13 protein-coding genes, 1 tRNA gene and 1 pseudogene are annotated in these 19,265 nt (G+C 56.8%); 8 read left to right on the top strand and 7 right to left on the bottom strand.

Annotated elements, in window-relative coordinates; translation table 11 throughout:
- Positions 1 to 80 precede the first annotated feature (80 nt).
- Positions 81 to 707 carry a tetratricopeptide repeat protein gene (locus DXXMK7_RS00350; protein ID WP_038920739.1) on the top strand — a complete coding sequence of 209 codons (627 nt, stop codon included), beginning with the start codon at positions 81 to 83 and terminating at the stop codon, positions 705 to 707.
- 432 nt (positions 708 to 1,139) lie between these two features.
- Here DXXMK7_RS00350 and DXXMK7_RS00345 read toward each other — a convergent pair.
- From DXXMK7_RS00345 to ligB, 3 genes and pseudogenes are all read right to left on the bottom strand, one after another.
- Positions 1,140 to 1,216: transfer RNA gene (locus DXXMK7_RS00345), tRNA-Pro, on the bottom strand.
- 149 nt (positions 1,217 to 1,365) lie between these two features.
- Positions 1,366 to 3,047: pseudogene (eptB, locus tag DXXMK7_RS00340) on the bottom strand (kdo(2)-lipid A phosphoethanolamine 7''-transferase).
- Positions 3,048 to 3,412: 365 nt separating this feature from the next.
- On the bottom strand, positions 3,413 to 5,095 hold the full coding sequence (gene ligB / locus DXXMK7_RS00335; RefSeq protein ID WP_038917354.1) for an NAD-dependent DNA ligase LigB: 1,683 nt from the start codon (positions 5,093 to 5,095) through the stop codon (positions 3,413 to 3,415).
- Positions 5,096 to 5,401: 306 nt separating this feature from the next.
- On the opposite strand from ligB, the gene gmk reads away from it, so the two are divergent.
- From gmk to DXXMK7_RS00300, 7 genes are all read left to right on the top strand, one after another.
- A complete protein-coding gene (gene gmk, locus DXXMK7_RS00330; protein ID WP_013315746.1) occupies positions 5,402 to 6,025 on the top strand; it encodes a guanylate kinase in 624 nt (207 codons plus the stop codon).
- 54 nt (positions 6,026 to 6,079) lie between these two features.
- On the top strand, positions 6,080 to 6,355 hold the full coding sequence (gene rpoZ, locus DXXMK7_RS00325) for a DNA-directed RNA polymerase subunit omega (protein ID WP_013315745.1): 276 nt from the start codon (positions 6,080 to 6,082) through the stop codon (positions 6,353 to 6,355).
- 24 nt (positions 6,356 to 6,379) lie between these two features.
- A complete protein-coding gene (gene spoT, locus DXXMK7_RS00320; RefSeq protein WP_038917353.1) occupies positions 6,380 to 8,482 on the top strand; it encodes a bifunctional GTP diphosphokinase/guanosine-3',5'-bis pyrophosphate 3'-pyrophosphohydrolase in 2,103 nt (700 codons plus the stop codon).
- 6 nt (positions 8,483 to 8,488) lie between these two features.
- The gene (gene trmH / locus DXXMK7_RS00315) at positions 8,489 to 9,181 is read left to right on the top strand and encodes a tRNA (guanosine(18)-2'-O)-methyltransferase TrmH (protein ID WP_038917352.1); all 693 of its coding nucleotides are present in this window, start codon (positions 8,489 to 8,491) and stop codon (positions 9,179 to 9,181) included.
- A complete protein-coding gene (gene recG, locus DXXMK7_RS00310; RefSeq protein ID WP_038917351.1) occupies positions 9,181 to 11,262 on the top strand; it encodes an ATP-dependent DNA helicase RecG in 2,082 nt (693 codons plus the stop codon). The genes trmH and recG overlap by 1 nt, the downstream gene beginning before the upstream one ends.
- 178 nt (positions 11,263 to 11,440) lie before the next feature.
- Entirely contained in the window at positions 11,441 to 12,829 is a 1,389-nt protein-coding gene (locus tag DXXMK7_RS00305) for an NCS2 family protein (protein WP_038664174.1), read from the top strand.
- A 155-nt stretch (positions 12,830 to 12,984) separates the two neighbouring features.
- Positions 12,985 to 14,712 carry an AsmA family protein gene (locus DXXMK7_RS00300; RefSeq protein ID WP_038917349.1) on the top strand — a complete coding sequence of 576 codons (1,728 nt, stop codon included), beginning with the start codon at positions 12,985 to 12,987 and terminating at the stop codon, positions 14,710 to 14,712.
- Positions 14,713 to 14,775: 63 nt separating this feature from the next.
- Here DXXMK7_RS00300 and fabY read toward each other — a convergent pair whose 3' ends face one another.
- The 4 genes from fabY to typA form a co-directional block, all read right to left on the bottom strand.
- Positions 14,776 to 15,717 (bottom strand): fatty acid biosynthesis protein FabY, encoded by a 942-nt coding sequence (gene fabY / locus DXXMK7_RS00295; RefSeq protein ID WP_038917348.1) that lies wholly within the window; start codon positions 15,715 to 15,717, stop codon positions 14,776 to 14,778.
- A gap of 33 nt (positions 15,718 to 15,750) precedes the next feature.
- Complete coding sequence (dtd, locus tag DXXMK7_RS00290) at positions 15,751 to 16,188, bottom strand: D-aminoacyl-tRNA deacylase (protein ID WP_038917347.1); 438 nt, start codon at positions 16,186 to 16,188, stop codon at positions 15,751 to 15,753.
- Between the two features lie 7 nt (positions 16,189 to 16,195).
- Positions 16,196 to 16,807: a glucose-1-phosphatase gene (yihX, locus tag DXXMK7_RS00285; RefSeq protein WP_038917345.1), complete on the bottom strand. Its 612-nt coding sequence runs from the start codon at positions 16,805 to 16,807 to the stop codon at positions 16,196 to 16,198.
- Positions 16,808 to 17,148: 341 nt separating this feature from the next.
- On the bottom strand, positions 17,149 to 18,972 hold the full coding sequence (typA, locus tag DXXMK7_RS00280) for a ribosome-dependent GTPase TypA (protein WP_038664160.1): 1,824 nt from the start codon (positions 18,970 to 18,972) through the stop codon (positions 17,149 to 17,151).
- Between the last annotated feature and the right edge of the window lie 293 nt (positions 18,973 to 19,265).

Below are 19,265 nucleotides of genomic sequence, written 5' to 3'. Positions count from 1 at the left end.
GGTCACATACGGCTACCCGCTTATATACGACTATCCGCTCGCATACGACTATCCGCTCGCATACGACTATGCGTTCACAGATGATTCTCCGAGCGGCAATGCTACTGCTCAGTGGATTGCTGACGGTAAACATGGGCCATGCTGGCGATACGTCGATGGATATCCACCGGCAATGGTCCGTCTGTCAGTACAAGACGCTGGCATCCCACAAAGATGAGTGTTTCGCCGCATTGAGCCAACAAGCGCAGGAACAGGCGGAAAGCCACCCTGATCGCGCGGATTATCTGATCTGGTCGGCGATGGTCGACAGCAGTTGGGCCGGCGTCAAAGACGGTATGGAAGCGCTCAATCTGGCCGGACAGGCCAAAAGCTCGCTGGAAAAAGCCATCGCCCTTGACCCGCATGCGCTGAATGGCGCGGCTTACACCATCCTTGGCGTGCTCTATTATCAGGTTCCGGGCTGGCCGCTGGGGTTTGGCGATGACAAAAAAGCGGAGCAGTACCTGAAAACCGCGTTGAAAATGAATCCTGCCAGCATTGATGCCAACTTCTTTTACGGCGACTTTTTGCTGAAAGCGGGACGCAAGGGCGAAGCCAGACAATATCTGACCTCCGCACTGAATGCATCGCCCCGCCCGGGACGTGAAATCGCCGATCTGGGCCGCCGCGTGGAAGCCGAAAAAGCGCTGGCGCAGCTGAAATATTGATAGAACCGCCCCCGCCGTGAGCAGTACCTCTGCCCGGCGGGAAAGCGCCGCTTATCCGTGTTGTTTTTTTCACCTTTTATCATTGCTCTCAGATTAAAACCCTTAATATTTTCGTGATGAAACTGATTGCCGGCCCGCCTAAATGTAAAAAAAGGTAAAAACCGGGAGAAATAAGCCATCGCGGATAAAAAGGCGAAGCCAAACAAAAAATTAGCGCGTCAGACAGGGAAAAATATTCGCAACGAAAAAGCATCGTCGTGAGAAAAAACAGCAGGGAAACAAGGCATAAAGCAGGATTTGGCATGAATATGCCCGAAACGCTAAGAGAAAGGTGAAAAAATCGCCACGCCGGGCTGCAGAAACAAAAAAACTCGCTATCCAGAGGATGCGAGTTTCATGTTAACGGTAACCGGGTTTTACCGTTTTAAAATTTGGTCGGTGAGAGAGGATTCGAACCTCCGACCCCTTCGTCCCGAACGAAGTGCGCTACCAGGCTGCGCCACTCACCGAATGCGGGGCGCATATTACTGCGCCCCTACCATAGCGTCAATCCCTTTTTCATAAAAGCCAACAGGTTGGCGACAAAGTGTCCGACAGGGTGGAAAAACACCGCCATTGCCGCCGGAATGCGCGTCGTCCCAACCCGCAGGCAACGGCGTTATTCACGCCCCGGCGCATTGCACCAGTTATTTTTTTCCTGAATGCCGCCATCCGGCGAGGTATATCCCAGACACCCCAGCATGGAGTCGAAAATCTCCTCATGACGCAGCACTTTTCCTTGTTGCTGCTGCGCCCGTAGTTGCTCAAACGCCTGCTGATTAAGTGGTTGCGCCAGATACTTGTCCGAAGCCCACAGCATAACCGGCGAACGGAACTGTTCCGGCGGCGCCAGCTGGCGCGGCGTGCCATGCAAATGGTAGTTGTCGTCGATCGATTCACCGTGATCGGAGGAATACACCAGCAGCGCCTTCTTGTCGCGCAGTTGGTCAATTACCCGTTTGATGAAGGCATCGGTATACAACACGCTGTTATCAAAGGCATTGATTAACTGTTCCCGGGAGCAGGATGCATCCACGCCCATACACTCCGGCTGATAACGGGCATAGCTGCGCGGATAGCGCATCGAATACAGATAGTGGGAGCCTTTGGTATGCAGCACCACCAGGTGCTTGCCGTTAGGGTAACGCATCAGCGACTGCGACATTTCATCGACCAGCAGCATGTCATCCACCGCTTTGCCCTCATTGCGCTTTTCCGAGGCAATCATTTCACGAAAGGCGTAATTGTCGGCCTGAATGTTGTTATAGAACCAGACCTCGCTCTGCATCGCGAACAGTTCGGACGTAAACCCCAGCGATTTCATGACGGCAAAGATATTTTTTTCCCGCAGCGTACGCTGCGGGTTATCGGCGGTGCCGCCTTCCCGCACGAACATGCAGCGCATCGACAGTTTGGTGGAGGTGTCGCAAGAGTGGCCGCGAAACGCCAACAGGTTCTTTTCCTTCGCCAGTTGCGGCGTAGTATCACGCTCGTAGCCCAGCAACCCCAGATGGTCCCAGCGGGTGGTTTCGCCGATGATAAAGACGACGTAAGTGTCGTCGATTCCCGGCGGCGCCTGATAGGTAAACTGTTTGCCGGGATCAATCAGCTCGTCGTCATCCTGATTTTCATCATAACGGGCATAGGCAAACAAACCGAATGCCGACAACCAGTTGGCCGGCAGATAAGAATGGGCCACCACCCCGCCGTAACTAGGCAAATCCTGATTGGACAGTTTCTCCGCCGAGGTATTCATCCGATCCAGATAGCGTAGCGGCAACCATACCAGTGCGGCAGACACCACCAGTCCCAACAGCGCGATACGTCGGCGTCCCTGAGTACGCAATTGTTCGATCAGCGTTTGCTGCAGCTGGTTTTTCCAGATGACAAACAAGGGCGGAATACCGAGCGCCACCACCCACAGCACAAAAAACAGCCCGACCACCTCTTTGGATAAATCAATATCCGTGGTCATTACCGCAGCGATAATGCCATAACCAATCACGACATTAAAAAAAGTCATGTAGTAGCTGGCGGCCACTGAAATCAAGACCAGCAATGACGCTACTACACGAAAAAAACGGCGTCCGCCGAGCGACAGAAGTCGCATCAGGAAAAAGGTAAACAGAATGCAAGCCATCGATTCCACCAGCAGGGGAATATATTTGGCGACCGGATTTTCAGTAAAAAACGGGAATGCATCTACACGCCGATAAAAAACCGGCAGATTCAAAAAAAACCAATATAGATTGCCAGCAACCAGGACAATTTAGATTGTGACAACGCCAGCAGGGATTTCATTCCAGACCATACTCCAGAGGTAAAATATCCTGTAAACAGACCAATGGTATGTTCGAAAGTTCAGGCGCCATCAGCCTATTCCGGTTTTTTCTTATGCCATTACGCCCTTTAGCTGTGGAATCTTTACACAGACAGTTCAGCATCGTTTAAGCAATCTGTTTATCCTTTCGGCTAATAAGTGAATCGCGCGGAAAAACAAGGAAAAACGTTATTAGGAGCCATTTTTATTTTAAATATCGCCGAATTGATTTTTCATGTTATTTCTATTTTTTTGTTTGCTGCTCTGACTATTTTTTCCTTTCAATTCATCACTCTGGTTATTAGCTGAAAAGCGCTGTTCTTTCCCATCAGACCGGTGATTCCCGTCATGATTTCACGCCTTGTTCATTAAGCCATGCCAGTTGCCGGACGATATCGGGGTGGTGCAGAAAGTCCCGAATACGCTGCGCCCGTCGAACGCCAATACCGGAAAACTGCTGCCATTCGGCTGCGGAACGCTGCTGCAACTGTTCGAGCGATGCACCATCCAGCGCGTGCCGGGCGCGGGATGGCACCGGTAGTCCTAACGCCAGCAACCAGTTTCGCAACGGCTGGCGACGCGCGTGCTGAAACAGGCGGTGAATCCGTTCCGCCTGTTGTTCGCCAAAATCACCGGCCGCCGCCAACTGAGCCGGCTCAAACGCCAGCCAGGACACCACATCGGCCAGCGCGCCGCGCTGTGTCAGTCGCCGCCAGGTGGCTTCGCTGATGCCGCTAAGCGACAACCCGTTGCGCCCGCTCATCCATACCAGTCGGGCCAGAAACTGCGGCTGGCACTCCCGGCTCCATTGCAAACAACTGAAAACATCAAAGGGCGACGACGCCGGGACGGTTATCGCTTCACGTACCGCACCGCGCCAGACCACGGCGTCCAGCCGGGGAATCCCCAATCCCGCCAGACTGACGCTGACCCGATCCCCCGGCAGCACATCCCATTGCCGCCAGCGGGATACCGAACCGAGATTGACCCGACTAACGGTTTTGTCATCCAGCACCACCGGCTGCAGTTGCAACACTACTGTCATTCTGCCGGTGCGCCCTACCTCAACATCGACGCCGGTGACTTCCGTCACCCGGTTCACCAACGGATATTTCCAGGCCACCGCCCACTCCGCCGGGCTGTCTTGCCAGTAACGTCCGGCGGGTTCCCGCGCCTGGCGCACCACCACGCCATCGGTCACAAACGGCAGCGGGGCACGATACCAGCGTTCACGCCACTGCGCCGCCGTCTCCAGCGAGGAAACGGGTTGCGAGTAATCCGCTGTCAGCCCAAACCCCAGTTCCCGTAATTTCGCCAGTCTCGCCGGCATGTCCGCCGGGCCGTCCGGCCAGGCCCAGATAAATACGCCAATACGGGACAGCAGCGGCGAAGGCTGTTTGCGCCGCATTTCACCCGCCACCTGCGCCCGCGCGTTAATGCCGCCGACCTGCTGTTGACGGTGGCCCGCCACCTGTAAATACAATTCGCCCTGAAAAACCTGACGGCCGGACACACCGGAAAGATGCTGTGGCACCGTATTCATCTGGCGCACCTTGTCGGTCCAGTCCTCGCCCTGCCGGCCATTGCCGCGACTGATGGCGGCAACCAGCGTCCCTTGTTCGTACACCAGCGTCACCGCCACGCCATCGATCTTGGGCTGCACCCACAAATCATGATGCTGTGCGATCCACTGCTTCAGTTCGGCCGGTTCCGACAACTTTTTCAGGCCGGTGTGCGCCACCGGATGCTGCCGTTTACCGGTGGTAGGCAGAGCTATCGCAAAACGCCCGACATCCGTCTGAAAACAGACTTGCCAGGTCGCCAGCGTTTGACGCAGTTGATCGTAAACCTGATCGTCCACCGGGCTCTGGCCCTGTTCGTAATAGGCGTTGTCCCACTGCGCCAGTTGCTGCCCCAGTTGGGCGATCTCCTGTTCAGCCCGCGCCGACGACCATGCCGGACAAGACGCCGCTTCGGCCAGCCCGCTCACAACAAACAGCGCCGCCGCCAGCACGTATCGATATCGCATCGCCTTTCCTCCTTGAGCGAAACTCCTTGAGCGAAAACCAGGGCATTAATACGCAGGCGGTCAGGAAATACGAGCACAAAGACAAGGGAATGCGAAGCATGCCGCACGGCATCGCGCCGGTTGCAGCAACCGATATAAAAGCAGGAAAGTGGTTCGCAAAATGAAAAGAGACGGGATGACAGACAGCTGGCGGAGAGTCAGGCTGTGTTTCACCACGCGACGGTTCACACAGCGGCGTGTATAATGCGGGAAAATGCGCGACTGGCCGCATCTCTCCTTTCATCTTTATCAGACACAGAATTCACTATGGCTCAAGGCACGTTATACATTGTTTCCGCCCCCAGCGGTGCGGGGAAATCCAGTTTGATTCAGGCATTGCTGAAAACGCAGCCGCTGTATGACACCCAGGTTTCCATTTCGCACACCACCCGCGCCATGCGGCCCGGCGAAGTCCACGGCGAACACTACTTTTTCGTGCCGGTAGATGAATTCAAACGTATGATTGAAGAGGACGACTTTCTGGAATATGCCGAAGTTTTCGGCAATTATTACGGAACGTCCCGCGCGGCTATCGAGCAGGTGTTATCTACCGGCGTCGATGTCTTTCTGGATATCGACTGGCAGGGCGCCCGTCAGATCCGTGAGCGTATGCCGCAAGCCCGCAGCATCTTTATTCTGCCGCCTTCACAGGAAGAACTGGAGCGACGCCTGCGCGGTCGTGGTCAGGACAGTGAAGAGGTCATCGCCCGCCGGATGAAACAGGCGGTGGCGGAAATGAGTCATTACGCCGAATACGATTATCTGATTGTGAATGATGATTTCGATCTGGCGCTGCTGGATCTGAAAACCATCATTCGCGCCGAGCGCCTGCGTCTGAGCCGTCAGAAAGTTCGACATGACGCTTTAATCACCAAACTATTGGCAGACTGACGGCTCTTTCAGTATGATGCCCAGTCATTTTATTTCCCCACTGGAGTACACACTATGGCACGCGTAACTGTTCAGGACGCTGTAGAAAAAATTGGTAACCGTTTTGACCTGGTGTTGGTCGCCGCTCGTCGCGCCCGTCAGATCCAGGTGGGTGGCAAAGAGCCGCTGGTTCCGGAAGAAAACGACAAGTACACCGTTATCGCTCTGCGCGAGATCGAAGAAGGCCTGATCAACGGCCAGATTCTGGATACTCGTGAACGTCAGGAGCAGCAGGAGCAGGAAGCAGCGGAAATCCAGGCGGTTACCGCTATCGCTGAAGGTCGTCGTTAATTCGAATTCGGTCGCGAGTCGCCCTTGTATCTGTTTGAAAGCCTCAATCTGCTGATTCAGCGTTATCTGCCGGAAGACCAGATAAAGCGCCTCAAGCAGGCTTATCTTGTTGCACGTGATGCTCACGAGGGCCAGACACGCTCCAGCGGTGAGCCTTATATCACCCATCCAGTGGCGGTGGCCTGCATTCTGGCCGAAATGCGTCTCGACTATGAAACGCTGATGGCCGCCCTGTTGCATGACGTCATCGAAGATACGCCCGCCACCTATCAGGATATGGAACAGCTGTTCGGCAAAAGCGTGGCCGAACTGGTGGAAGGCGTTTCCAAGCTGGATAAGCTGAAATTCCGCGACAAGAAAGAGGCGCAGGCGGAAAACTTCCGCAAGATGATCATGGCGATGGTGCAGGATATCCGCGTCATTCTGATCAAACTGGCCGACCGCACCCACAATATGCGTACGCTGGGATCGCTGCGTCCGGACAAGCGCCGACGCATCGCCCGGGAGACGCTGGAAATCTACAGCCCGCTCGCACATCGTCTCGGTATTCATCATCTGAAAACCGAGCTGGAAGAGCTGGGATTCGAAGCGCTCTACCCCAACCGTTATCGAGTCATCAAAGAAGTGGTGAAAGCCGCCCGCGGCAATCGCAAAGAGATGATTCAGAAGATCCTTTCCGAGATTGAAGGGCGTCTGAAGGAAGCCGGCATCAGCTGTCGCGTCAGCGGCCGCGAAAAGCATCTGTACTCCATTTACTGCAAGATGCACCTGAAAGAGCAGCGCTTTCACTCGATTATGGATATCTATGCCTTTCGGGTAATCGTCCGGGAAGTGGATACCTGTTATCGCGTGCTGGGACAGGTACACAGCCTGTACAAGCCGCGCCCCGGTCGGGTGAAAGACTACATCGCCATTCCCAAGGCCAACGGCTATCAGTCGCTCCACACTTCCCTCATCGGGCCGCACGGCGTGCCGGTTGAAGTCCAGATCCGCACCGAGGACATGGACCAGATGGCGGAAATGGGGGTCGCTGCGCACTGGGCTTACAAAGAAGGCGAAAGCAGCAGCACTACGGCGCAGGTGCGCGCCCAGCGCTGGATGCAAAGCCTGCTGGAGCTACAGCAGAGCGCCGGTAGCTCGTTCGAATTCATCGAAAGCGTCAAATCCGATCTGTTCCCGGACGAAATTTACGTGTTCACGCCGGAAGGTCGCATCGTCGAGCTGCCTGCCGGCGCGACGCCGGTGGACTTCGCCTATGCGGTCCACACCGATATCGGCCACGCCTGCGTCGGCGCCCGCGTCGACCGCCAGCCGTATCCGCTGTCTCAGGCGTTATCCAGCGGGCAGACGATCGAAATCATCACCGCGCCGGGTGCTCGCCCGAACGCCGCCTGGCTCAACTTCGTGGTCAGTTCCAAAGCCCGCGCCAAAATCCGTCAGATGCTGAAAAACCTCAAACGTGACGACTCCGTCAGTCTGGGGCGCCGTCTGATTAATCACGCGCTGGGCAGCGGCCGTAAACTGTCCGACATTCCGGAACAGAATATTCAGCGGGAGCTGGAGCGCATGAAGCTCGCCTCACTGGACGACCTGCTGGCGGAAATCGGTCTGGGCAACGCCATGAGCGTGGTGGTGGCGCGCAATCTGCTGGAAGAACACGCCGAAACCGGCGCCGCCGGTATCCGCAAACTGCCTATCAAGGGCGCCGACGGGGTACTGATCACTTTCGCCAAGTGCTGCCGCCCGATTCCCGGCGATCCGATCATCGCACACGTCAGCCCCGGCAAAGGGCTGGTGATTCATCATGAGTCCTGCCGCAACATCCGTGGCTACCAGAAAGAGCCGGAGAAATTCATGGCGGTGGAGTGGGATGAGGTGACCGAGCAGGAATTCATGACGGAAATCAAGGTCGACATGTTCAACCATCAGGGGGCGCTGGCCAACCTGACGGCGGCGATCAGCGCGTCAAACTCCAATATTCAAAGCATTAATACCGAAGAACGGGATGGCCGGGTGTACAGCGCCTTTATCCGCCTTACGACGCGCGACCGTATTCATCTTGCGAATATCATGCGCAAGATCCGCGTGATGCCGGACGTGATTAAAGTCAACCGTAACCGAAATTAGCCTGTTATGACCCCAGAACGTTATACACGCATCCGCGAAATGCTTAACAACCGTCAGCCCGACCTGACCGTGTGCATGGAGCAGGTGCACAAGCCTCACAACGTATCCGCCGTTATTCGTACCGCCGATGCGGTCGGCGTGCATCAGGTGCACGCCGTATGGCCCACCAACCGCATGAGGACCCTGGTGTCCACCGCTGCGGGCAGCAACAGTTGGGTGCAGGTCAAAACCCACCGTACCGTTCAGGATGCGGCCAGCCACCTGAAAACGCAGGGGATGCAAATTCTGGCGACCAATCTGTCCGCCAGCGCGGTCGATTTCCGTGAAGTGGATTACACCCGCCCCACCTGTATCCTGCTCGGGCAGGAAAAAACCGGCATCTCCGCCGACGCGCTGGCACTCGCCGATCAGGACATCATCATTCCGATGATCGGTATGGTGCAATCCCTGAATGTCTCGGTGGCATCCGCCTTGATTCTGTACGAAGCGCAGCGCCAGCGTCAGTTGGCCGGAATGTACCGGCGCGAACACAGTCCGCTGGATGAGGAAGAACAGCAGCGCCTGCTGTTTGAAGGCGGTTACCCGGTACTGGCCCGCGTCGCCAGACGCAAAGGGCTGCCGCGACCATTCATTGACCACACCGGTCAGGTGATTGCCGACGCGCCCTGGTGGGCGGCGATGCAATCCACGGAGCAATAATGGACAGCCGCCTGCTGCATACCCAGCCGTTGAGCACCCTTGCCGGCGTCGGGGCCAGCCAGGCGGAAAAACTGGCCCGCCTCGGTCTGGAAACGGTGCAGGATCTGCTGTTGCACCTGCCGTTGCGTTATGAAGACCGCACCCACCTTTACCTGATTAACGATGTGCTGCCAGGCATGTACGCCACCGTAGAAGGCGAAGTGCTGCGCAGCGATATCAGCTTCGGCCGCCGCCGGATGTTGACCTGCCAGATCAGCGACGGCAGCGGCATGCTGACGCTGCGCTTCTTCAATTTCAACGCTGCCATGAAAAACAGCCTGTCGCCGGGCCAGCGCGTGCTGGCGTATGGCGAAGTACGACGCGGCAAGCTGGGCGGCGAAATGATCCATCCGGAATACCGGGTACAAGGCGAAAGCACTGCGGTCGAACTGCAGGAAACGCTGACGCCGGTGTACCCCACCACCGAAGGCATACGGCAGGCGACGCTGCGCAAACTGACCGATCAGGCGCTGGAGTTGCTGAATACCCACCCGATTGACGAACTGCTGCCTCAAGAGATGCGCCACGGGTTGATCAGCCTGCCGGATGCATTGCGAACCTTGCACCGCCCACCGCCGGATGTACAACTGGCTGAACTGGAGCAAGGCAAACATCCGGCCCAGCAACGGCTGGTGATGGAAGAGCTGCTGGCCCACCACCTGAGCATGCTGGCGGTGCGAGCCGGCGCGCAACGTCATCATGCACTGGCGCTTGAACCTAAAGACAACCTGAAACAGCAGTTGCTGGCCGCCCTGCCGTTCAGCCCCACCGGCGCGCAACAGCGGGTGGTGGCGGAAATCGAACAGGATATGAACAGGTCGTTTCCAATGATGCGTCTGGTGCAGGGCGATGTGGGTTCCGGTAAAACGCTGGTGGCGGCGCTGACAGCGTTGCGGGCCATCGCTCACGGCAAACAGGTGGCGCTGATGGCGCCCACCGAACTGCTGGCTGAGCAGCACGCCGCCAACTTCCGCCGCTGGTTCGAGCCGCTGGGCATCGAAGTCGGCTGGCTGGCGGGCAAGCAAAAAGGCAAGGCGCGGCAGGCCCAGCAAGAGGCTATCGCCAGCGGGCAGGTATCAATGGTGATTGGTACCCATGCCATTTTTCAGCAACAGGTGCAGTTTAACGGTCTGGCGCTGGTGATCATCGACGAACAACATCGCTTTGGCGTGCATCAGCGGCTGGCGCTGTGGGAAAAAGGCGAAGAGCAGGGGTTCCATCCTCACCAGTTGATCATGACCGCCACCCCCATCCCCCGTACGCTGGCGATGACCGCCTATGCCGATCTGGACACCTCGGTGATCGATGAACTGCCGCCGGGCCGCACGCCGGTTACCACTGTCGCCATTCCGGATACCCGGCGCGATGACATCATCCAGCGGGTGCGCAACGCCTGCCTGCAGGAAGGGCGTCAGGCGTACTGGGTCTGCACCCTGATCGAAGAGTCCGAGCTGCTGGAGGCGCAGGCGGCCGAAGCCACCTGTCAGGAGCTGAAAGCGGCGTTGCCCGACCTCACTATCGGGCTGGTGCACGGCCGGATGAAAGCACAAGAAAAACAGGCCGTCATGGAGGCGTTCAAAACCAATCAGCTGCACCTGCTGGTCGCCACCACGGTGATTGAAGTCGGGGTGGATGTGCCGAACGCCAGCCTGATGATCATCGAAAACCCGGAGCGACTCGGTCTGGCGCAATTGCACCAGCTGCGCGGCCGTGTCGGCCGCGGCGCGGTCGCCTCCCACTGCGTGCTGCTGTACAAAACGCCGCTGAGTAAAACGGCTCAGATACGGCTACAGGTTCTGCGCGACAGCAACGACGGTTTCGTGATCGCCCAGCGCGATCTGGAAATCCGGGGGCCGGGCGAGCTGCTGGGTACCCGTCAGACCGGCAACGCCGCCTTCAGGGTGGCGGATTTGTTGCGGGATCAGGCATTAATTCCGCAGGTTCAGCGGGTGTCGCGTCATATCCATGAGCACTACCCGGAACACGCCAGAGCGTTGATCGACCGCTGGTTGCCGGAACGCACCCGTTATACCAACGCCTGAGGACGACCGGCATCGTGGTTCCCGTCGCCTCGTCTCTGGCTTGCATTTATCCCTATGGTTAACAAGGTATTCTAGCCCGGCGTATTCCGGCAATAAGAAAACCGCATTCCGCAAACGATTGCTTTTACAGAGAAGATGATTAAAATGCGCTTTTGCCGTTCAGGAGCGCCGCCATATCATGAGTCTTTCCACCACTGAGCTACCTCAGGCCGATGCCGCCACCCCGGCACACAGCGAGCTGATTTACCGTCTGGAGGACCGGCCTCCTTTACCGCAAACCCTGTTTGCCGCCTGCCAGCACCTGTTGGCGATGTTTGTCGCGGTGATTACCCCGGCGCTGCTGATCTGTCAGGCATTGGGCTTGCCGGCGCAGGATACCCAGCACATCATCAGCATGTCGCTGTTCGCTTCCGGCCTGGCATCCATTTTGCAAATCAAGACCTGGGGGCCGGTTGGTTCCGGCCTGCTGTCCATTCAGGGTACCAGCTTCAACTTCGTCACCCCGCTGATTATGGGCGGCATGGCGCTGAAAAACGGCGGTGCGGATGTACCGACGATGATGGCGGCGTTGTTCGGCACCCTGATGGTCGCTTCCTGCACGGAAATCCTGCTGTCGCGTGTGCTGCATCTGGCGCGTCGTATCATCACGCCGCTGGTTTCCGGCATCGTCGTCATGATCATCGGCCTGTCGCTGATTCAGGTCGGCCTGACCTCAATCGGCGGCGGTTTTGCCGCCATGAGCAACCATACCTTTGGCGCGCCGAAGAACCTGCTGCTGGCGGCCGTCGTGCTGGTGGTGATCATCCTCCTGAATCGCCAGCGCAATCCTTACCTGCGCGTAGCATCGCTGGTGATCGCGATGGCCGTTGGTTATCTGGCCGCCTGGCTGATGGGTATGCTGCCGGAAAGCGCCGGTACGTCCAGCCAGGCGCTGATTAACGTGCCGACGCCGTTGTACTACGGTCTTGGCTTTGACTGGAATCTGCTGATCCCGCTGATGCTGGTGTTCATGGTGACTTCGCTGGAAACCATCGGCGACATCACCGCTACCTCCGACGTGTCTGAACAGCCGGTCAGCGGCCCGCTGTACATGAAGCGCCTGAAAGGCGGCGTGCTGGCCAATGGCCTGAACTCCTGCCTGTCCGCGGTGTTCAATACCTTCCCCAACTCCTGCTTCGGTCAGAACAACGGCGTGATTCAGCTGACCGGCGTTGCCAGTCGGTATGTGGGTTTCGTGGTGGCGCTGATGCTGATCGTGCTTGGCCTGTTCCCGGCGGTGAGCGGTTTTGTACAGCACATTCCTGAACCGGTGCTGGGCGGCGCGACCATCGTGATGTTCGGCACCATCGCCGCATCCGGGGTGCGTATTGTGTCCCGCGAGCCGCTCAACCGCCGCGCCATCATGATCATCGCATTGTCGCTGGCCGTCGGTCTGGGCGTTTCCCAGCAGCCGCTGATTCTGCAGTTCGCGCCGGAATGGCTGAAAACGCTGCTGTCGTCGGGCATTGCTGCGGGCGGTATCACAGCGATTGTGTTGAATCTGGTCTTTCCTCACGAAAAAGAGTAAGCCGCGCTTCCAGAAATTTTTCGTCTTACGTGATAATAAGGGCCGATGGTGTAACATCGGCCCTTATTTATTGTCTGTAATAAGTTACCTGTTGAGACGACTGGATAATTACGGCATAACACGATCATCCCTTGCGACTGGCGCGGACTTGAGCAATGAAACTTATCGGGAAACTTCTTCTCACACTGCTGTTACTGGCGCTGCTGGCTGTAGTGGTGTTGTACGTACTGGCCCAGACTGAATGGGGTGCCAGGCATATCAGTCAATGGGTTAATCAACGTAGCGAATACCAGGTGTCATTCAGAAAGATGGCGCATGACTGGTCCTCACCTGGACGCATTCAATTACTGGACGTCAGCTTCGGCCATAAAAACCAGCACGTTACCCTGGTCGCGCAAAGCGTATCCGCAGGATTCAGCGTGCGCCAGATTACCGATCCGCGCCATTTTTCCAGCCTGATGCTGGAAGGCGGCACCCTCAATCTGGGTCAGACCGGTTTTACGCTGCCGATTGAAGCCGATGTTCTGCAACTGAAAGCCATGGCGTTGCATGCGCAGGATGGCGACTGGCGATTGAGAGGCGAACAGGTGACGGGCGGCATTACCCCGTGGCAGCCGGAACCCGGCTATCTACTGGGTAAAAAGGCGGCGTTTCAGCTCAGCGCGCACTCTCTGCTCCTCAACGACCTGCCGGCCAGCAAGGTATTGGTGCAAGGGCAGTTTAATAACCAGCAACTGACGCTGGAAAACTTCGGCGCCGATGTGGCGCGAGGCGAGCTGACGGGCAGTGCTTCCCGCGCGGAGGACGGCAGTTGGCTTGTCAATAACCTGCGGCTGAGTAATGTCCGGTTGCAAACCCGGCAGTCGATGGCGGATTTCTGGCAACCGGTGACTCGCCTGCCAGCGGTAACCGTCAATCGCTTCGACCTGATAGATGCCCGTATCGAAGGGCAAAACTGGGCGTTCACCGATCTGGACGTCACCCTGCAAAACGTGACCTTTCGACAGAACGACTGGCAGAGCGACGACGGCTCGCTGTCATTCAACGCCACCGATATCGTCAACGGCAACATGCATCTGGTCGACCCGATCGTCAGTCTGGATTTGTCGAAACAGGGCGTGAACATCAAACAGTTCTCTACCCGTTGGGAAGGCGGACTGCTGCGCACCAGCGGCAACTGGCTACGCAGCAACCAGCGGCTGACGCTGGATGAACTGGTGGTGGCCGGCATGGAATACACGCTGCCGGCGGACTGGCGTCAACGCTGGCAGCAGACGCTGCCCGACTGGTTGGCGGAAGTGGAACTTCGGAAATTCAGCGCCAACCATAACCTGCTGATCGATATCAATCCGGCGTTTCCATTCCAGCTTACCGCGCTGGACGGCTTCGGCAGCAATCTGTTGCTGGCGCGCAACCACCAGTGGGGCGTGTGGCAAGGCGCGCTGAACCTGAACGCCAGTGACGCCACCTTCAACAAAGTCGATGTGCGCCGCCCGTCGCTGGCGCTGAACGCCAATGACAACCAAATCACGCTGACGGACCTGAGCGCCTTCACCCAGAGCGGTTTGCTGGAAGCCAAAGCGGTGATTGCACAACAGCCGGCTCGAACTTTTACGCTGGATCTGACCGGCAAAGCCGTCGCGTTCGATGTCCTGACCCGCTGGGGCTGGCCTGCCCCGGCCACCGCGCCCACCGGCAACACCAACCTGCAGTTACACCTGAATGGCCGACTGGAAGCAACAAACCCGCTTAGACCGACGCTCAACGGCACGCTGCAAGGCATTGACAGCGCCGGACACGCCATCAGCCAGGCAATGCATCAGGGAACGGTGGCAGACAGCGCACCCGCCACGTCGACCCCGCCGCCAGCCACACAGCCTTAAGCACAGGACAACATAAAACAAACAGCCACCGTCATGGTGGCTGTTGCATATCCGGTTTCAGGACTAGCGAATGGCAGAACCGCCCTGTTCCAGCAATTCATTCGGATCCGGCGGCAGCACGATGTAGACACCTTCAAACACCGCGCCTTTTTTATCATTGCCAAACAGCTCCACCTGCAACTGCACCCGCGCTTTACGCCCGCGCGCCAGCCGATCCAAATCGCCGCTCAACGACCCTAAATCCGCCACCGCGCTGGGGCGACCGGTCACCGGCGTGCTGTAGCGGATATGCGCATCCGCCAGAATAATGGTGCCGCCCAGCTGCCGCTCACGCAGCAGCAACCAGATCAATCCCCACCCGGTAAGCGTCGCCAGCGAGAACATGCTGCCGGCGAACAAAGTATGATGCGGGTTCTGGTTCCCCGCCTCCGGCATAGTGGTAATAAATTTCTGCCCGGTGTACTGACTGATGCGCACACCCATTTTTTCGCTGAGAGGAATGTGGTTGTACCACGCCTGTTGCAACTGCCCACACCAGTCCGGGCGATGCAGAATATCATCCAGCGTCGCCACCGGTTTAATCATCAAAAAGTGGCGCACCGGCGTGGTCATCGGCGTGGTGATTTCCCCCTGATTGACAAAGCCAAGGCGGGAAAAGAACGCCATTGCATCCTCGCGAGCGCTGCACACCACTCGTTTCACCCCTTCCTGGCGCGCGACCGACTCCAGCGCCATCGCCATTAGCGTTCCCAGGCCCTTGCGCTGTACGTCGGGATGCACCGCCAGAAAGCGGATCGAGGCTTCATTATCAGCATTAATAGAGAGACGACCCACCGCGACCAGCTTGCCGTGCCCATCGACAATGGTTTGATGGTGCGCCAGCGCATCATAGGCATCCCGTTCGGAACCGAGCGGCTGATGCAGCGGTTTACGCAACATTTCCCAGCGGAACTGGTAATAAGCATCCAGCTCTTCGGCGCTTTCAGGCACTCTCAGGTAATACATAACCGCCCCTCTCAACGCATGCTTAATTGCAGCTTAGACCTGCAACCAGAAAGTTACAGGCCCATCATTTACCAGAGATACTTTCATGTCCGCGGCAAAACGACCGGTTTCAGTCGTTAGCCCGCGCTCACGGCACTGGCCGACAAAATACTGGTACAACCGGTCGGCTTCGGCGGGCGCCGCGCCGCGGGAAAAGCTGGGGCGCATGCCCTTTTGCGTATCCGCCGCCAGCGTAAACTGCGACACCACCAGCAAACTGCCGCCGGCTTGCTGAACGTTCAGATTCATCTTGCCGTTGTCATCGCTGAAAATCCGATAGCCGATCACCTTTTCACATAAACGAGCCGCTTTCTGCTCGTCATCGCCTTGCTCTATGCCCAGCAATACCAGCAGTCCGTGATCGATTTCCCCGATTACCGCGCCCTCTACCGTCACACTCGCGCCGGATACCCGCTGAATTAATGCGATCATAACGACCTTACGACTCCTGCTTAAAAACCTGGCTGGCAAAAAAATCCGGCACGACCTGCCGATCGCTAACCAGAATGGAGCGGATGCCTAATGCATTCGCCGCGTCCACATTGGCGGCATTGTCGTCAAAAAAGAGCGCGTCATGGGCGTCAACGCCTTCTTCACGCAGAACATGGTGGTAAATCGTCGCCTCCGGTTTACGCTGGCCGATATCCTGCGACAGATAAAGCCGGTCCACGGCTTGCTGAACCTCCGGGTATTCGTCCGGCCAGAATTGACAGTGCAAGCGATTGGTATTGGAGAGTATTACCACGCGATGCCCTTCCTGCCGCAAACGATGCATGATATCGATCACATCTTTGCGTACACCTATGAAAATTGCCTGCCAACCGGTCGAGAACTGCTCAAAACTGAGCGTCATTCCCAGCTCATGACTCAAGCGCGACGCAAATTCCTCATCGCTGATTTCACCGCGCTCATGTTGTTCAAAGGTATGTCCCAGAACAAAACGTTCACGCAGGGTCGCCAGCGGCGCGCCGCTCAGATTGCTCCACACCCCCAAAACACGATTGAAATCAATATCTATAACCACATTACCCAAATCAAAGATATACAGCATGCGTCCTCCAGATTGGCCACCAGGGTTTTCACTGTAGCGAGAAAAATCCGTGCTGAATAGGGAGGATAAGCAGGATCATAATAAGGTCAAAAATGGTGCAGATTCGGTCCGGAGCGAATACCGGACGCGCAGAAAAAAATAAAGGCCCCAAAATGGGGCCTTATCGCAAGGCAGCACGGTCAAATACCGTATTCCACCTTATATACCCGTCTCAAGTTGCAGGTGCGTTGGCTGCGCTCGTTCACCTGAATCACTTACCTGAGTAAGCTCATCGGGATTCACTCACTTGCCGCCTTCCTGCAACTCGAATGCTTGGGTATATATCACCGAAAAACAGTGAATTATTCTTCCTTGGCGCTGCGGCTGGCGCGGCGACGATCGTTTTCCGTCAGGTGACGTTTACGCAGACGGATAGAGGTCGGCGTAACTTCAACCAGTTCGTCGTCATCGATGAACTCCAGAGCCTGCTCCAGCGACATTTTCACCGGCGGCACCAGTACGGTAGCTTCGTCAGTACCGGAAGCGCGCATGTTGGTCAGCTTCTTACCGGTCAGGCAGTTAACCGTCAGGTCGTTGGAACGGGTATGAATACCGATGATCTGGCCTTCATACACTTCAGCGCCGTGGCCCAGGAACAGCTTGCCACGCTCCTGCAGACTGAACAGCGCATAGGCGACAGCTTTACCCTGACCGTTGGAGATCAGTACGCCGTTCTGACGCTGGCCGATTTCACCCGGACGAATGTCATCGTAGTGGCTGAACGTGGAGTACAGCAGACCGGTACCGGAGGTCATGGTCATGAATTCGGTACGGAAGCCGATCAGACCACGGCTTGGAATCACGTAATCCAGACGTACGCGACCTTTGCCGTCCGGAATCATGTCACGCATTTCGCCTTTGCGCAGACCCAGCGCTTCCATCACCGAGCCTTGATGCTGCTCTTCGATATCCACGGTTACTTGCTCGAACGGCTCCTGACGGCGACCGTCAATGGTGCGGAAGATAACTTTCGGACGGGATACCGCCAGTTCGAAACCTTCACGACGCATGTTCTCGATCAGAACGGACAGGTGCAGTTCACCACGACCGGATACGCGGAACGCGTCCGGGTCTTCCGTTTCTTCTACACGCAGCGCCACGTTGTGCACCAGCTCTTTACGCAGGCGGTCCAGAATCTGGCGGGACGTTACGTATTTGCCTTCCTTGCCGCAGAACGGCGAGGTGTTGACGCAGAAATACATGGTAACGGTCGGCTCATCCACCGACAGCGCCGGCAACGCTTCCACGCAGGAAGTATCGCAGATGGTGTCGGAAATGTTCAGCTCGCCCAGGCCGGTGATTGCGATGATGTCGCCAGCTTCAGCCAGTGTACTTTCAATACGCTGCAGGCCCAGATGGCCCAGCACCTGGTTTACTTTACCGTTACGTACTTTGCCTTCGCTGTCGATGATGCTGACCTGCTGGTTCGGCTTCACCACGCCGCGTTTGATGCGGCCGATGCCGATAACGCCAACATAGTTGTTGTAGTCCAGCTGGGAGATCTGCATCTGGAACGGACCGTTAAGGTCAACGTTCGGCGCTTCAACGTGCTTCACGATGGCTTCGAACAGCGGAGTCATGTCTTCCGCCATGTCGTTATGATCCAGACCGGCGATGCCGTTCAGCGCGGACGCATAAACGATCGGGAAGTCCAGCTGCTCATCGGTGGCGCCCAGGTTCACAAACAGGTCGAAGACCTGATCGACAACCCAGTCAGGACGCGCGCCGGGGCGGTCAACCTTATTAATGACAACGATCGGCTTCAGGCCATAGGCAAAAGCTTTTTGGGTCACGAAACGCGTCTGCGGCATCGGACCGTCCATCGCGTCTACCAGCAGCAGTACAGAGTCCACCATGGACATCACTCGTTCTACCTCGCCGCCGAAATCGGCGTGTCCCGGGGTATCCACGATATTGATGCGGTAGTCGTTCCAGTTGATGGCGGTGTTTTTGGCGAGGATGGTAATTCCGCGCTCTTTTTCCAAATCATTGGAGTCCATAACACGTTCGGTGGCTTCGTTACGCTCACCCAACGTACCGGACTGTTGCAGCAGCTTGTCAACCAGGGTAGTTTTTCCATGGTCAACGTGCGCAATAATAGCGATGTTACGCAAATTTTCGATCACAGCTTTGCCTCAGGCATTTTAGAAATAGCGCGCTATTGTACACGTATTAATCGAGCGACTGAACAAGATCACAATCATCTTCTACAAACAACCTGCGAATTACGGGTCTGTGATCCCTTTCACGGTGCAATAAAGCAGCACTCCTTAAATGACAAGGCACCAATTGGGTGCAATAACACCAAAATGGTGCACCATATTAGTGCGGTTAACTATCTTGGTGCAGTGGAGGAGGACACAAAAAACCAGCAGGAATGCCTGTTAGAACTATTCATAAAAGTTGGCACAGTTTTAGC

The sequence above is a fragment of the Dickeya sp. MK7 genome (assembly GCF_000406305.1).
GTDB classification, from domain to species: Bacteria; Pseudomonadota; Gammaproteobacteria; order Enterobacterales; family Enterobacteriaceae; genus Dickeya; species Dickeya fangzhongdai.
Note: the sequence above shows the minus strand (reverse complement) of the source record. Positions and strands in the feature narration are given on the sequence as shown.

What these genes read in the sequence shown, in the direction of transcription:
- gmk (WP_013315746.1), top strand. Translation starts at nt 5,402, where the DNA reads ATGGCTCAAGGCACGTTATACATTGTTTCCGCCCCCAGCGGTGCGGGG.
- DXXMK7_RS00350 (WP_038920739.1), top strand. Translation starts at nt 81, where the DNA reads ATGATTCTCCGAGCGGCAATGCTACTGCTCAGTGGATTGCTGACGGTA.
- yihX (WP_038917345.1), bottom strand. Translation starts at nt 16,807, where the DNA reads ATGCTGTATATCTTTGATTTGGGTAATGTGGTTATAGATATTGATTTC.
- ligB (WP_038917354.1), bottom strand. Translation starts at nt 5,095, where the DNA reads ATGCGATATCGATACGTGCTGGCGGCGGCGCTGTTTGTTGTGAGCGGG.
- DXXMK7_RS00300 (WP_038917349.1), top strand. Translation starts at nt 12,985, where the DNA reads ATGAAACTTATCGGGAAACTTCTTCTCACACTGCTGTTACTGGCGCTG.
- trmH (WP_038917352.1), top strand. Translation starts at nt 8,489, where the DNA reads ATGACCCCAGAACGTTATACACGCATCCGCGAAATGCTTAACAACCGT.
- recG (WP_038917351.1), top strand. Translation starts at nt 9,181, where the DNA reads ATGGACAGCCGCCTGCTGCATACCCAGCCGTTGAGCACCCTTGCCGGC.
- fabY (WP_038917348.1), bottom strand. Translation starts at nt 15,717, where the DNA reads ATGTATTACCTGAGAGTGCCTGAAAGCGCCGAAGAGCTGGATGCTTAT.
- DXXMK7_RS00305 (WP_038664174.1), top strand. Translation starts at nt 11,441, where the DNA reads ATGAGTCTTTCCACCACTGAGCTACCTCAGGCCGATGCCGCCACCCCG.
- dtd (WP_038917347.1), bottom strand. Translation starts at nt 16,188, where the DNA reads ATGATCGCATTAATTCAGCGGGTATCCGGCGCGAGTGTGACGGTAGAG.
- rpoZ (WP_013315745.1), top strand. Translation starts at nt 6,080, where the DNA reads ATGGCACGCGTAACTGTTCAGGACGCTGTAGAAAAAATTGGTAACCGT.